Origin of the sequence: Escherichia sp. WS3227_2, from assembly GCF_046486495.1 — a bacterium.
Taxonomy (GTDB): Bacteria; Pseudomonadota; Gammaproteobacteria; order Enterobacterales; family Enterobacteriaceae; genus Escherichia; species Escherichia coli.
The window spans coordinates 1-13,773 of the sequence record NZ_JBJQLG010000007.1 but is presented as its reverse complement, the minus strand read 5'-3'; the positions used below and the strand labels follow the sequence as shown (position 1 = coordinate 13,773).

The following is a 13,773-nucleotide window of genomic DNA, read 5'->3' as shown; positions in this document are numbered from 1 at the left end:
TTATTATCTCGTCCGCCGACGGTTGCAGGTTATTCGCGAAACTGACTGCGCGGCATGATATTGACCGTTTCGTGCAGCTCCGACCATACCAGCACCGCTTCTCCGCACTGTAGCTGGCGTTTGACGTCGGCGACTTTCTGTTCAAGTGTACGCTCATGTTCACCATAATCGGTGCCTTCACGTAACACAAAGCTTTCAATTAAATTTTCCAGCGTTTCGGGGGAGAGGTCTTGCCACGGAATCAACATGATTTCGCCTCCAGATACGTTGTTAACCAGTCAGGAATGCGTGACTCCAGCCACATTTGTGGATGAAGTAATGTACCGCCAATAAAGCCAACATGACCGCCATGTTCAGTCAGCTGATACTCCACCTGCGGGGGGAGACTTTCCGGTTTCGGGATCACCTGATGATCCATAAACGGATCGTCTTTGGCGTGAATAATCAGCGTCGGTTTGGCTATCCGATTGAGCATCGGCATGGCGCTACACTGACGATAATAGTCGATAGCGTCAGCGTAGCCGTGAATTCTGGCGGTGATGAGATCGTCAAATTCACGGATGCGACGTACCGATTTTAACTGCGCGAGATTAATCGGCAGCGTTCCGGGGTAGGCTGCCAGCTTGCGCGCGGCATTGGCTTTTAACAGGTTCAGCAAGTAACGCTGATAAACGCGGGAAAAGCCCTTTTCCATATGGTAACTACAGGCCTCCAGCATAAATGGCGCGGAGACAATTACCGCTGCATCAATCGGGAGGTTATTACCTTCTTTTGCCAGCAAACAGGCCAGCATATTTCCGCCGAGCGAATAGCCGACGGCAGCCGTTGGCGCATGACCAAATTCGCGTTGCAGCCAGCGTAAAAACCAACTGGCGTCTTCGGTTTCGCCCGAATGGTAAATGCGGTGCATACGGTTTGGTTCACCGCTGCATCCGCGAAAATGCATCACCACGCCCAGCCAGCCACGCTTTTGCGCCGCCTCAACCAGACCGTGGGCGTAAGGGCTATTGAGACTGCCTTCGAGCCCGTGAAACACGACTAAACGCGGTTTATGCCGCGCCTGTGCAGGATCTTCACTCCACGCGAGATCGACAAAATCGCCGTCGGGCAACTCCAGTCGCTGCCAGTGCGGGGTGAATTTCACCTTGCGACGAAACAGACGCGGCAGCATGGTTTGTAGATGACAATTGCTAAAGCCGCGCATAGGGGTGAATTCAGCACTGCTGCTGAATTCATTGGCATCGGTCGTCGTTATCTGCGCCATCAGTTGCTTTGGCCTTCCAGCAGCATCTGCTCAAGCTGCTCCTGGGCTTCCAGCCACGCCATTTCGCACTCTTCCAGGCCGGATTTGGCGCTGGCTTGCTGTTGCAGGCAGGCGGTCAGTTCTGCTTTACGGCTTTGATCGTACAGTTCGCTGTCGCCGAGTTTCTCTTCCGCCTGCGCCAGCTGTGCGTTCAGCTTTTCCATCTCTTTTTCCAGACGGGCGATCTCTTTACGCAGCGGTTGGGTTTGCGCACGCAGCTCCGCTTCCCGACGCTTCTGATCTTTACGTGCCTGGGCGCTGTTTGCGTTCTCTTTTGGCGCTTCGTCGGTCTGGTTTTCCTGCTTTTGTACGTCGCTCAACCACTGTTGATAATCTTCCAGATCGCCGTCGAACGGTTCGACTTTACGATCGTGAACCAGGTAGAGATCGTCAGTGGTGGAACGCAGCAAATGACGGTCGTGCGAGACGACAACCAGCGCGCCTTCGAACTCGATTAATGCTTCGGTGAGTGCCTGACGCATGTCGAGGTCAAGGTGGTTGGTCGGTTCGTCGAGCAGCAGCAGATTCGGACGCTGCCAGACGATTAATGCCAGCACCAGGCGGGCTTTTTCCCCACCGGAAAAGCGGCGCGTTTCTTCCGTCACTTTATCGCCCTGGAAACCAAAGCCGCCGAGGTAGTCACGCAGTTTTTGTTCCAGTTCCTGCGGCGCTAAACGTGCCAGATGTTGAATAGGCGATTCGTCGGCGCGCAGGTATTCCAGTTGATGCTGGGCGAAGTAGCCGAGCTTGATCCCTTTCGCCAGACCAATTTCACCGCTGACTGGCGCAAGTTCGCCAGCTAACAGTTTGATTAATGTCGATTTACCCGCGCCGTTGCGGCCTAACAGACCAATGCGCGAGCCGGGCACCAGATTCAGTTTAATCGAGTCGAGAATAATGCGATCACCATAGCCTGCGCTGACTTTTTCCATCTTTAATAACGGATTAGGCAGGCTTTCCGGCGCGCGGAAGCTAAAACGAAACGGGTTGTCGACGTGCGCGGGGGCAATCAGCTCCATACGCTCCAGCATCTTAATACGGCTCTGGGCCTGCTTCGCTTTGGTGGCTTTGGCACGGAAACGGTCGATATAACTTTGCAGATGCGCCACGCGTTCCTGCTGGCTTTCGTACATCGCTTGTTGCTGCGCCAGACGGGTGGCGCGCTGTACTTCAAACGAACTGTAGTTGCCGGTGTACTCGAACATGCTTTGTTGTTCGATATGAATAATTTTATCGACGATCGGATCGAGGAAATCGCGGTCGTGAGAGATCAGGATCAGCGTGCCCTGATAGCTCTTCAGCCATTTTTCCAGCCAGATAACGGCATCGAGATCGAGGTGGTTAGTCGGTTCGTCGAGCAGCAGCAAGTCTGAACGGCAAATCAGCGCCTGGGCAAGGTTAAGACGCATACGCCAGCCACCGGAGAAATCACTTACCGGACGCTCGAGTTGTTCATTGCTGAAACCGAGGCCGTGCAACAGACTTGCGGCGCGGGAGCGAATACTCCATGCGTCAATAGCATCCAGCTTGCCATGAATGGTCGCAATGGCGTGCCCGTCGTTACGTTCGTTGGCGTCGCGTAGCTGCGCTTCCAGTTGGCGATATTCACGGTCGCCGTCAATGACATATTCCAGCGCTGCTTGCGGTAACGCCGGCGTTTCCTGATTCACCCACGCCAGTTGCCAGCTTCCCGGAAAGGTGTAGCTGCCGCCGTCGGCGCTGAGTTCATTTTTCAGCAATGCCAGCAGGGTAGATTTACCACAGCCGTTTTTACCCACCAGGCCGACTTTCTGCCCGGGGTTGATGGTGGCGGTGGCATTATCCAGCAGGACGCGCACGCCGCGACGAATTTGTAACGAGGAGAAAACAATCATAAGGTGCCGTATGTTCAGACTATGTTAACTTATCATTATGATAATGTAATGTATGGGCGAGCTGCCGCACCGGGCGCAATGGTAGCCCAAAACAGCGACTATACACAAAAACCATACCGGGAGGGGGATGATGTCTCAGCCAGCGAAAGTTTTGCTGCTGTATGCCCATCCGGAATCTCAGGACTCGGTGGCAAACCGGGTACTGCTTAAACCGGCCACGCAGCTCAGCAATGTTACCGTGCACGACCTTTACGCGCACTATCCCGATTTTTTTATTGATATCCCCCGTGAGCAGGCATTACTGCGCGAGCACGAGGTGATTGTCTTTCAGCATCCTCTTTATACCTATAGCTGCCCGGCGCTACTGAAAGAGTGGCTGGACCGGGTATTAAGCCGTGGTTTTGCCAGCGGGCCGGGAGGAAACCAACTGGCGGGAAAGTACTGGCGTAGCGTGATTACCACCGGCGAGCCGGAAAGTGCTTACCGTTATGACGCCTTGAATCGCTACCCGATGAGCGATGTTCTGCGCCCCTTTGAACTAGCGGCGGGCATGTGCCGGATGCATTGGTTGAGTCCCATCATTATTTACTGGGCGAGACGGCAAAGCGCACAGGAGCTGGCGAGTCACGCCAGAGCCTACGGTGACTGGCTGGCAAATCCGCTGTCTCCAGGAGGCCGCTGATGGAAGGTTCCGATTTTTTACTCGCAGGAGTGTTGTTTCTCTTCGCGGCGGTGGCTGCGGTGCCGCTGGCATCGCGGCTGGGTATTGGCGCTGTGTTGGGATATTTGCTGGCAGGGATTGCAATTGGCCCGTGGGGGCTGGGTTTTATTAGCGACGTCGATGAGATCCTCCACTTTTCGGAACTCGGCGTGGTGTTCCTGATGTTTATCATCGGCCTGGAGTTGAATCCCTCCAAGCTTTGGCAATTGCGGCGTTCGATTTTTGGCGTAGGTGCGGCACAGGTGCTGTTAAGCGCGGCGTTGCTGGCGGGATTATTGATGCTGACGGATTTCGCCTGGCAGGCGGCGGTGGTCGGTGGTATTGGCCTTGCGATGTCCTCAACCGCAATGGCGTTGCAACTGATGCGTGATAAAGGGATGAATCGCAGCGAATCCGGGCAGCTCGGGTTTTCGGTTCTGCTGTTTCAGGATCTGGCAGTGATCCCGGCACTGGCGTTAGTGCCGTTGTTGGCGGGTTCGGCAGACGAACATTTCGACTGGATGAAGATCGGCATGAAGGTGCTGGCGTTTGTCGGCATGCTGATTGGCGGGCGCTATTTACTGCGTCCGGTATTCCGCTTTATTGCAGCTTCTGGCGTGCGGGAAGTGTTCACCGCCGCGACGTTGCTGCTGGTGTTGGGTTCCGCATTGTTTATGGATGCGCTGGGGCTGTCGATGGCGCTCGGTACGTTTATTGCAGGCGTGCTGCTGGCGGAAAGTGAATATCGCCATGAACTGGAAACGGCTATCGATCCGTTTAAGGGGTTGCTGCTCGGTTTGTTCTTTATCTCTGTCGGCATGTCGCTCAACCTCGGGGTGCTTTATACCCATCTGTTGTGGGTAGTGATAGCTGTGGTTGTGCTGGTGGCGGTGAAAATTCTCGTGCTGTATCTGCTGGCGCGACTGTATGGCGTGCGTAGCTCAGAGCGGATGCAGTTTGCTGGCGTGTTGAGTCAGGGCGGTGAGTTTGCCTTTGTGCTCTTTTCTACCGCTTCTTCACAACGCTTATTCCAGGGTGACCAGATGGCGCTGTTGCTGGTGACGGTGACGCTTTCCATGATGACCACGCCGCTGCTGATGAAGCTGGTAGATAAATGGCTATCCCGCCAGTTTAACGGACCGGAAGAAGAGGATGAAAAACCGTGGGTCAACGATGATAAACCGCAGGTCATTGTCGTGGGCTTTGGACGTTTTGGTCAGGTGATTGGTCGTTTGCTGATGGCAAATAAAATGCGCATTACTGTGCTGGAGCGGGATATCAGTGCCGTTAACCTGATGCGCAAATATGGCTACAAAGTTTATTACGGCGACGCCACGCAGGTAGATCTTTTACGTTCTGCGGGTGCAGAGGCCGCTGAGTCTATCGTCATTACCTGTAATGAGCCGGAAGACACCATGAAACTGGTGGAAATATGCCAGCAGCACTTTCCGCATTTACATATTCTTGCGCGAGCGCGCGGACGTGTGGAGGCGCATGAGTTATTACAGGCAGGGGTGACGCAGTTTTCTCGTGAGACATTCTCCAGTGCGTTAGAGCTGGGGCGCAAGACGCTGGTCACGCTAGGCATGCATCCACATCAGGCGCAGCGGGCGCAACTGCATTTTCGCCGCCTGGATATGCGGATGTTGCGGGAGCTCATCCCAATGCATGCCGACACCGTACAAATTTCTCGCGCCAGGGAAGCCCGACGCGAACTGGAAGAGATTTTCCAGCGTGAAATGCAACAAGAACGACGCCAGCTGGACGGCTGGGATGAATTTGAGTAGAGGGTAAAGATGGCAATCCGAAAACGTTTTATTGCGGGGGCAAAATGCCCGGCCTGTCAGGCGCAGGATTCAATGGCGATGTGGCGCGAAAATAATATTGATATTGTTGAATGTGTTAAGTGCGGACATCAGATGCGAGAAGCGGACAAAGAAGCCCGCGATCACGTTCGCAAAGATGAGCAAGTGATCGGGATTTTTCATCCGGACTAGCGATATGCGCCGAGTTTTTTTAAGCTAGTGAGTACACGGCTGCAGAATTCCGCTACAATCTGCGCCACTATTCTTCCCATGCTCAGGAGATATCATGAAAGTAGCAAAAGACCTGGTGGTCAGCCTGGCCTATCAGGTACGTACAGAAGACGGTGTGTTGGTTGATGAGTCTCCGGTGAGTGCGCCGCTGGACTACCTGCATGGTCACGGTTCCCTGATCTCTGGCCTGGAAACGGCGCTGGAAGGTCACGAAGTTGGCGACAAATTTGATGTCGCTGTTGGCGCGAACGACGCTTACGGTCAGTACGACGAAAACCTGGTGCAACGCGTTCCTAAAGACGTATTTATGGGCGTTGATGAACTGCAGGTAGGTATGCGTTTCCTGGCTGAAACTGACCAGGGTCCGGTACCGGTTGAAATCACTGCGGTTGAAGACGATCACGTCGTGGTTGATGGTAACCACATGCTGGCCGGTCAGAACCTGAAATTCAACGTTGAAGTTGTGGCGATTCGCGAAGCGACTGAAGAAGAACTGGCTCATGGCCACGTTCACGGTGCGCACGATCATCACCACGATCACGACCACGACGGTTGCTGCGGTGGTCATGGCCACGATCACGGTCATGAACACGGTGGCGAAGGCTGCTGCGGCGGTAAAGGTAACGGCGGTTGCGGTTGCCACTAATACCGAAAAAGTGACAAAAAAGCGGGGAATCCCCGCTTTTTTTACGCCTCAATAATGTGGCGGTGGCGTTTCTTCAGCCTGCGACGCGATGTTCGACGGCTGGCTGGCTTTTAGCTTCTCGGTCAGCAGACGCAGATGATCGCGCAGTTTCGCCATCTCCATTTCATGAGCGGTCACCGTGACGTTCAGTTCTTCAATGGTGATTTCCTGAAAAGCCAGTCGGCTCTCCAGCTCTGCCAGGCGTGCTTCAAATGATAAATCCTGCATGATTCACCTCTTTTGTCGAATGGTCGCCGCGGATTCTACTTAACTTTGCTGCCCGAGACAGCACTCATTTCGCGGTCATCGAAACTAATTTAAACAAAAAGAGTCTGAAAATAGATGATAATAGGGCGTGTCTGTATGTAGATTTGTTCGACAACGCTTTATAGTACCCTTCTGATAATAGTTAACCCTGGGGTGAGATGCCCCGATCCTGGAGATATGGATGAAATCACTGTTTAAAGTAACGCTGCTGGCGACCACAATGGCCGTTGCCCTGCATGCACCGATCACTTTTGCTGCTGAAGCTGCAAAACCTGCTACAACTGCTGACAGCAAAGCAGCGTTCAAAAATGACGATCAGAAATCAGCTTATGCACTGGGTGCTTCGCTGGGTCGTTACATGGAAAATTCTCTTAAAGAACAAGAAAAACTGGGCATCAAACTGGATAAAGATCAGCTGATCGCTGGTGTTCAGGATGCATTTGCTGATAAGAGCAAACTCTCCGACCAAGAGATCGAACAGACACTGCAAGCATTCGAAGCTCGCGTGAAGTCTTCTGCTCAGGCGAAGATGGAAAAAGACGCGGCAGATAACGAAGTGAAAGGTAAAGAGTACCGCGAGAAATTTGCCAAAGAGAAAGGTGTGAAAACCTCTTCAACTGGTCTGGTTTATCAGGTAGTCGAAGCCGGTAAAGGCGAAGCACCGAAAGACAGCGATACTGTTGTCGTGAACTACAAAGGTACGCTGATCGACGGTAAAGAGTTCGACAACTCTTACACCCGTGGTGAACCGCTCTCTTTCCGTCTGGACGGTGTTATTCCGGGTTGGACAGAAGGTCTGAAGAACATCAAGAAAGGCGGTAAGATCAAACTGGTTATTCCACCAGAACTGGCTTACGGCAAAGCGGGTGTTCCGGGGATCCCACCGAATTCTACCCTGGTGTTTGACGTAGAGCTGCTGGATGTGAAACCAGCGCCGAAGGCTGATGCAAAGCCGGAAGCTGATGCGAAAGCCGCAGATTCTGCTAAAAAATAAGCATTAAGAACCGCCGCCTGACCAGGCGGCGGTTTTTTTATTACAGGCCGGATATAATTAGTGCTGGAAAGCGGAACCTCCGCTGTATTAATTTAGTTACCCGCATCATTAATGAGCCTGCCCTGAAAAGTTAACGACAGGCTCCTGAAAAGGAGTGTTTTTTTTCATGTCCAGGTCGCTTTTAACCAACGAAACCAGTGAGTTGGATTTACTGGATCAACGTCCTTTCGACCAGACCGATTTTGATATTCTGAAATCCTACGAAGCGGTGGTGGACGGGTTAGCGATGCTTATTGGCTCCCACTGTGAAATCGTTTTGCACTCTTTGCAGGATCTAAAATGTTCAGCCATTCGCATTGCTAACGGTGAACATACAGGCCGGAAGATTGGTTCGCCAATTACCGACCTGGCGCTACGTATGCTGCACGATATGACGGGAGCGGATAGCAGCGTTTCTAAATGCTACTTTACTCGCGCCAAAAGCGGCGTATTAATGAAGTCCCTGACTATCGCGATTCGTAACCGCGAACAGCGTGTAATTGGTCTGCTGTGCATCAATATGAATCTTGATGTTCCCTTCTCGCAGATTATGAGCACCTTTGTGCCGCCAGAAACTCCGGATGTCGGTTCAAGCGTCAACTTTGCCTCTTCTGTTGAAGATCTGGTTACCCAAACGCTGGAGTTCACCATCGAAGAAGTGAATGCCGATCGCAATGTTTCTAATAACGCCAAAAATCGTCAGATCGTGCTAAATCTCTACGAGAAAGGGATCTTCGATATTAAAGATGCGATCAACCAGGTTGCTGACCGCCTGAACATCTCCAAACACACTGTCTATCTCTACATCCGCCAGTTCAAAAGCGGTGATTTCCAGGGACAAGATAAGTAATGCGTTTTGCCATCGTGGTGACCGGGCCAGCATACGGTACGCAACAGGCGAGTAGTGCTTTTCAGTTTGCGCAGGCGCTGATAGTAGAAGGCCATGAGTTAAGCAGCGTCTTTTTCTATCGGGAAGGGGTCTATAACGCTAACCAATTGACCTCACCGGCAAGTGACGAATTTGACCTTGTGCGCGGCTGGCAACAGTTGAATGCGCAACATGGTGTGGCGCTGAATATCTGCGTAGCGGCAGCGTTACGCCGCGGTATCGTCGATGAAACTGAAGCAGGAAGGCTGGGGCTGGCTTCGTCAAATCTTCAGTCGGGATTTACCTTAAGCGGACTTGGCGCGCTGGCGGAAGCCTCGCTGACCTGTGACAGGGTGGTACAGTTCTGATGAAACGAATTGCGTTTGTTTTTTCTACTGCACCTCATGGTACAGCTGCTGGTCGGGAAGGTTTAGATGCTTTACTGGCAACTTCCGCATTAACTGACGATCTGGCCGTCTTCTTTATTGCTGATGGCGTTTTTCAGCTGCTGCCAGGACAAAAGCCCGATGCAGTGCTGGCGCGTGATTACATTGCCACTTTTAAATTGTTGGGTCTGTACGACATTGAACAGTGCTGGGTTTGTGCGGCTTCACTGCGCGAACGCGGGTTAGATCCGCAGACACCCTTTGTTGTCGAAGCCACGCCGCTCGAAGCAGATGCCTTACGCCGCGAACTCGCCAACTACGATGTTATTTTGAGGTTTTGAGGCGTTTATGCTGCACACATTACATCGTTCACCCTGGCTGACGGATTTTGCTGCGCTGTTGCGTCTACTCAGTGAAGGCGACGAACTGCTATTATTGCAAGATGGTGTAACTGCCGCAGTTGACGGTAACCGCTACCTTGAAAGTCTGCGTAATGCCCCCATTAAGGTCTATGCCCTGAACGAAGACCTTATTGCCCGCGGTTTGACTGGTCAAATTTCGAACGACATCATTCCCATTGACTATACTGATTTCGTCAGACTTACGGTTAAGCACTCCAGCCAGATGGCCTGGTGATGGCGGGATCGTTGTATATTTCTTGACACCTTTTCGGCATCGCCCTAAAATTCGGCGTCCTCATATTGTGTGAGGACGTTTTATTACGTGTTTACGAAGCAAAAGCTAAAACCAGGAGCTATTTAATGGCAACAGTTAACCAGCTGGTACGCAAACCACGTGCTCGCAAAGTTGCGAAAAGCAACGTGCCTGCGCTGGAAGCATGCCCGCAAAAACGTGGCGTATGTACTCGTGTATATACTACCACTCCTAAAAAACCGAACTCCGCGCTGCGTAAAGTATGCCGTGTTCGTCTGACTAACGGTTTCGAAGTGACTTCCTACATCGGTGGTGAAGGTCACAACCTGCAGGAGCACTCCGTGATCCTGATCCGTGGCGGTCGTGTTAAAGACCTCCCGGGTGTTCGTTACCACACCGTACGTGGTGCGCTTGACTGCTCCGGCGTTAAAGACCGTAAGCAGGCTCGTTCCAAGTATGGCGTGAAGCGTCCTAAGGCTTAATGGTTCTCCGTTAAGTAAGGCCAAACGTTTTAACTTAAATGTCAAACTAAACTCGTAGAGTTTTGGACAATCCTGAATTAACAACGGAGTATTTCCATGCCACGTCGTCGCGTCATTGGTCAGCGTAAAATTCTGCCGGATCCGAAGTTCGGATCAGAACTGCTGGCTAAATTTGTAAATATCCTGATGGTAGATGGTAAAAAATCTACTGCCGAATCTATCGTATACAGCGCGCTGGAGACCCTGGCTCAGCGCTCTGGTAAATCTGAACTGGAAGCATTCGAAGTAGCTCTCGAAAACGTGCGCCCGACTGTAGAAGTTAAGTCTCGCCGCGTTGGTGGTTCTACTTATCAGGTACCAGTTGAAGTCCGTCCGGTTCGTCGTAATGCTCTGGCAATGCGTTGGATCGTTGAAGCTGCTCGTAAACGCGGTGATAAATCCATGGCTCTGCGCCTGGCGAACGAACTTTCTGATGCTGCAGAAAACAAAGGTACTGCAGTTAAGAAACGTGAAGACGTTCACCGTATGGCCGAAGCCAACAAGGCGTTCGCACACTACCGTTGGTAATCCCTTCGGAGTTTTAGTCACCAGGCGGGCGCTTCCAGTAAGCAGCCCGCTTTGGGCTACTTAAATTGAACGCCTAAAAGATAAACGAGGAAACAAATGGCTCGTACAACACCCATCGCACGCTACCGTAACATCGGTATCAGTGCGCACATCGACGCCGGTAAAACCACTACTACCGAACGTATTCTGTTCTACACCGGTGTAAACCATAAAATCGGTGAAGTTCATGACGGCGCTGCAACCATGGACTGGATGGAGCAGGAGCAGGAACGTGGTATTACCATCACTTCCGCTGCGACTACTGCATTCTGGTCTGGTATGGCTAAGCAGTATGAGCCGCATCGCATCAACATCATCGACACCCCGGGGCACGTTGACTTCACAATCGAAGTAGAACGTTCCATGCGTGTTCTCGATGGTGCGGTAATGGTTTACTGCGCAGTTGGTGGTGTTCAGCCGCAGTCTGAAACCGTATGGCGTCAGGCAAACAAATATAAAGTTCCGCGCATTGCGTTCGTTAACAAAATGGACCGCATGGGTGCGAACTTCCTGAAAGTTGTTAACCAGATCAAAACCCGTCTGGGCGCGAACCCGGTTCCGCTGCAGCTGGCGATTGGTGCTGAAGAACATTTCACCGGTGTTGTTGACCTGGTGAAAATGAAAGCTATCAACTGGAACGACGCTGACCAGGGCGTAACCTTCGAATACGAAGATATCCCGGCAGACATGGTTGAACTGGCTAACGAATGGCACCAGAACCTGATCGAATCCGCAGCTGAAGCTTCTGAAGAGCTGATGGAAAAATACTTGGGTGGTGAAGAACTGACTGAAGCAGAAATCAAAGGTGCTCTGCGTCAGCGCGTTCTGAACAACGAAATCATCCTGGTAACCTGTGGTTCTGCGTTCAAGAACAAAGGTGTTCAGGCGATGCTGGATGCGGTAATCGATTACCTGCCATCCCCGGTTGACGTACCTGCGATCAACGGTATCCTGGACGACGGTAAAGACACTCCGGCTGAACGTCACGCAAGTGATGACGAGCCGTTCTCTGCACTGGCGTTCAAAATCGCTACCGACCCGTTTGTTGGTAACCTGACCTTCTTCCGTGTTTACTCCGGTGTGGTTAACTCTGGTGATACCGTACTGAACTCCGTGAAAGCTGCACGTGAGCGTTTCGGTCGTATCGTTCAGATGCACGCTAACAAACGTGAAGAGATCAAAGAAGTTCGCGCGGGCGACATCGCTGCTGCTATCGGTCTGAAAGACGTAACCACTGGTGACACCCTGTGTGACCCGGATGCGCCGATCATTCTGGAACGTATGGAATTCCCTGAGCCGGTAATCTCCATCGCAGTTGAACCGAAAACCAAAGCTGACCAGGAAAAAATGGGTCTGGCTCTGGGCCGTCTGGCTAAAGAAGACCCGTCTTTCCGTGTATGGACTGACGAAGAATCTAACCAGACCATCATTGCGGGTATGGGCGAACTGCACCTCGACATCATCGTTGACCGTATGAAGCGTGAATTCAACGTTGAAGCGAACGTAGGTAAACCGCAGGTTGCTTACCGTGAAACTATCCGCCAGAAAGTTACCGATGTTGAAGGTAAACACGCGAAACAGTCTGGTGGTCGTGGTCAGTATGGTCATGTTGTTATCGACATGTACCCGCTGGAGCCGGGTTCAAACCCGAAAGGCTACGAGTTCATCAACGACATTAAAGGTGGTGTAATCCCTGGCGAATACATCCCGGCCGTTGATAAAGGTATCCAGGAACAGCTGAAAGCAGGTCCGCTGGCAGGCTACCCGGTAGTAGACATGGGTATTCGTCTGCACTTCGGTTCTTACCATGACGTTGACTCCTCTGAACTGGCGTTTAAACTGGCTGCTTCTATCGCCTTTAAAGAAGGCTTTAAGAAAGCGAAACCAGTTCTGCTTGAGCCGATCATGAAGGTTGAAGTAGAAACTCCGGAAGAGAACACCGGTGACGTTATCGGTGACTTGAGCCGTCGTCGTGGTATGCTCAAAGGTCAGGAATCTGAAGTTACTGGCGTTAAGATCCACGCTGAAGTACCGCTGTCTGAAATGTTCGGATATGCAACTCAGCTGCGTTCTCTGACCAAAGGTCGTGCATCATACACCATGGAATTCCTGAAGTATGATGAAGCGCCGAGTAACGTTGCTCAGGCCGTAATTGAAGCCCGTGGTAAATAAGCCTAAGGGTTAATACCAAAGTCCCGTGCTCTCTCCTGAAGGGGAGAGCACTATAGTAAGGAATATAGCCGTGTCTAAAGAAAAATTTGAACGTACAAAACCGCACGTTAACGTTGGTACTATCGGCCACGTTGACCACGGTAAAACTACTCTGACCGCTGCAATCACCACCGTACTGGCTAAAACCTACGGCGGTGCTGCTCGTGCATTCGACCAGATCGATAACGCGCCGGAAGAAAAAGCTCGTGGTATCACCATCAACACTTCTCACGTTGAATATGACACCCCGACCCGTCACTACGCACACGTAGACTGCCCGGGGCACGCCGACTATGTTAAAAACATGATCACCGGTGCTGCTCAGATGGACGGCGCGATCCTGGTAGTTGCTGCGACTGACGGCCCGATGCCGCAGACTCGTGAGCACATCCTGCTGGGTCGTCAGGTAGGCGTTCCGTACATCATCGTGTTCCTGAACAAATGCGACATGGTTGATGACGAAGAGCTGCTGGAACTGGTTGAAATGGAAGTTCGTGAACTTCTGTCTCAGTACGACTTCCCGGGCGACGACACTCCGATCGTTCGTGGTTCTGCTCTGAAAGCGCTGGAAGGCGACGCAGAGTGGGAAGCGAAAATCCTGGAACTGGCTGGCTTCCTGGATTCTTACATTCCGGAACCAGAGCGTGCGATTGACAAGCCGTTCCTGC

At 52.0% G+C, this 13,773-nt stretch carries 17 protein-coding genes; 13 read left to right on the top strand and 4 right to left on the bottom strand.

Going from position 1 to position 13,773, the window contains the following annotated elements:
- Positions 1-29: 29 nt before the first annotated feature.
- Genes ACJHXB_RS11345 through ACJHXB_RS11335 form a run of 3 tightly spaced genes read right to left on the bottom strand, consistent with a single transcriptional unit; the run spans position 30 to position 3,177 of the window.
- On the bottom strand, positions 30-248 hold the full coding sequence (locus ACJHXB_RS11345; RefSeq protein WP_000907085.1) for a YheU family protein: 219 nt from the start codon (positions 246-248) through the stop codon (positions 30-32).
- Positions 242-1,264: a hydrolase gene (locus ACJHXB_RS11340; protein WP_000057375.1), complete on the bottom strand. Its 1,023-nt coding sequence runs from the start codon at positions 1,262-1,264 to the stop codon at positions 242-244. Before ACJHXB_RS11340 ends, ACJHXB_RS11345 begins: the two co-directional genes overlap by 7 nt.
- Positions 1,264-3,177 carry an ABC transporter ATP-binding protein gene (locus tag ACJHXB_RS11335; protein ID WP_000634840.1) on the bottom strand — a complete coding sequence of 638 codons (1,914 nt, stop codon included), beginning with the start codon at positions 3,175-3,177 and terminating at the stop codon, positions 1,264-1,266. The genes ACJHXB_RS11340 and ACJHXB_RS11335 overlap by 1 nt, the downstream gene beginning before the upstream one ends.
- A gap of 130 nt (positions 3,178-3,307) precedes the next feature.
- Between ACJHXB_RS11335 and kefG the strand changes: the two genes are divergently transcribed.
- The 4 genes from kefG to slyD all read left to right on the top strand — a co-directional run bounded on the left by kefG (position 3,308) and on the right by slyD (position 6,559).
- Complete coding sequence (gene kefG, locus ACJHXB_RS11330) at positions 3,308-3,859, top strand: glutathione-regulated potassium-efflux system ancillary protein KefG (protein WP_001297514.1); 552 nt, start codon at positions 3,308-3,310, stop codon at positions 3,857-3,859.
- Positions 3,859-5,664 (top strand): glutathione-regulated potassium-efflux system protein KefB, encoded by a 1,806-nt coding sequence (gene kefB / locus ACJHXB_RS11325; RefSeq protein ID WP_000399099.1) that lies wholly within the window; start codon positions 3,859-3,861, stop codon positions 5,662-5,664. The genes kefG and kefB overlap by 1 nt, the downstream gene beginning before the upstream one ends.
- A gap of 9 nt (positions 5,665-5,673) precedes the next feature.
- Entirely contained in the window at positions 5,674-5,874 is a 201-nt protein-coding gene (locus tag ACJHXB_RS11320) for a YheV family putative zinc ribbon protein (protein WP_001007730.1), read from the top strand.
- A gap of 94 nt (positions 5,875-5,968) precedes the next feature.
- Positions 5,969-6,559, top strand: a complete 591-nt coding sequence (gene slyD / locus ACJHXB_RS11315; RefSeq protein ID WP_000861334.1) for a peptidylprolyl isomerase — start codon at positions 5,969-5,971, stop codon at positions 6,557-6,559.
- 48 nt (positions 6,560-6,607) lie between these two features.
- Here slyD and ACJHXB_RS11310 read toward each other — a convergent pair whose 3' ends face one another.
- On the bottom strand, positions 6,608-6,826 hold the full coding sequence (locus tag ACJHXB_RS11310; RefSeq protein ID WP_001153537.1) for a protein SlyX: 219 nt from the start codon (positions 6,824-6,826) through the stop codon (positions 6,608-6,610).
- Between the two features lie 220 nt (positions 6,827-7,046).
- Between ACJHXB_RS11310 and fkpA the strand changes: the two genes are divergently transcribed.
- The 9 genes from fkpA to ACJHXB_RS11265 all read left to right on the top strand — a co-directional run.
- Complete coding sequence (gene fkpA / locus ACJHXB_RS11305) at positions 7,047-7,859, top strand: FKBP-type peptidyl-prolyl cis-trans isomerase (protein WP_000838269.1); 813 nt, start codon at positions 7,047-7,049, stop codon at positions 7,857-7,859.
- A gap of 166 nt (positions 7,860-8,025) precedes the next feature.
- A complete protein-coding gene (locus tag ACJHXB_RS11300) occupies positions 8,026-8,748 on the top strand; it encodes a transcriptional regulator (RefSeq protein ID WP_000091466.1) in 723 nt (240 codons plus the stop codon).
- Entirely contained in the window at positions 8,748-9,134 is a 387-nt protein-coding gene (gene tusD / locus ACJHXB_RS11295; RefSeq protein ID WP_001209712.1) for a sulfurtransferase complex subunit TusD, read from the top strand. Before ACJHXB_RS11300 ends, tusD begins: the two co-directional genes overlap by 1 nt.
- Complete coding sequence (tusC, locus tag ACJHXB_RS11290) at positions 9,134-9,493, top strand: sulfurtransferase complex subunit TusC (RefSeq protein ID WP_000820714.1); 360 nt, start codon at positions 9,134-9,136, stop codon at positions 9,491-9,493. Before tusD ends, tusC begins: the two co-directional genes overlap by 1 nt.
- Positions 9,494-9,500: 7 nt before the next feature.
- Positions 9,501-9,788 carry a sulfurtransferase complex subunit TusB gene (tusB, locus tag ACJHXB_RS11285; RefSeq protein ID WP_000903377.1) on the top strand — a complete coding sequence of 96 codons (288 nt, stop codon included), beginning with the start codon at positions 9,501-9,503 and terminating at the stop codon, positions 9,786-9,788.
- A 125-nt stretch (positions 9,789-9,913) separates the two neighbouring features.
- The gene (gene rpsL, locus ACJHXB_RS11280) at positions 9,914-10,288 is read left to right on the top strand and encodes a 30S ribosomal protein S12 (RefSeq protein ID WP_000246815.1); all 375 of its coding nucleotides are present in this window, start codon (positions 9,914-9,916) and stop codon (positions 10,286-10,288) included.
- Positions 10,289-10,384: 96 nt separating this feature from the next.
- On the top strand, positions 10,385-10,855 hold the full coding sequence (gene rpsG, locus ACJHXB_RS11275) for a 30S ribosomal protein S7 (RefSeq protein ID WP_001138043.1): 471 nt from the start codon (positions 10,385-10,387) through the stop codon (positions 10,853-10,855).
- A 96-nt stretch (positions 10,856-10,951) separates the two neighbouring features.
- The gene (fusA, locus tag ACJHXB_RS11270) at positions 10,952-13,066 is read left to right on the top strand and encodes an elongation factor G (protein WP_000124700.1); all 2,115 of its coding nucleotides are present in this window, start codon (positions 10,952-10,954) and stop codon (positions 13,064-13,066) included.
- Positions 13,067-13,136: 70 nt separating this feature from the next.
- Positions 13,137-13,773: GTP-binding protein (locus ACJHXB_RS11265; protein WP_073972214.1), on the top strand; the 637-nt coding region annotated here is incomplete at its 3' end.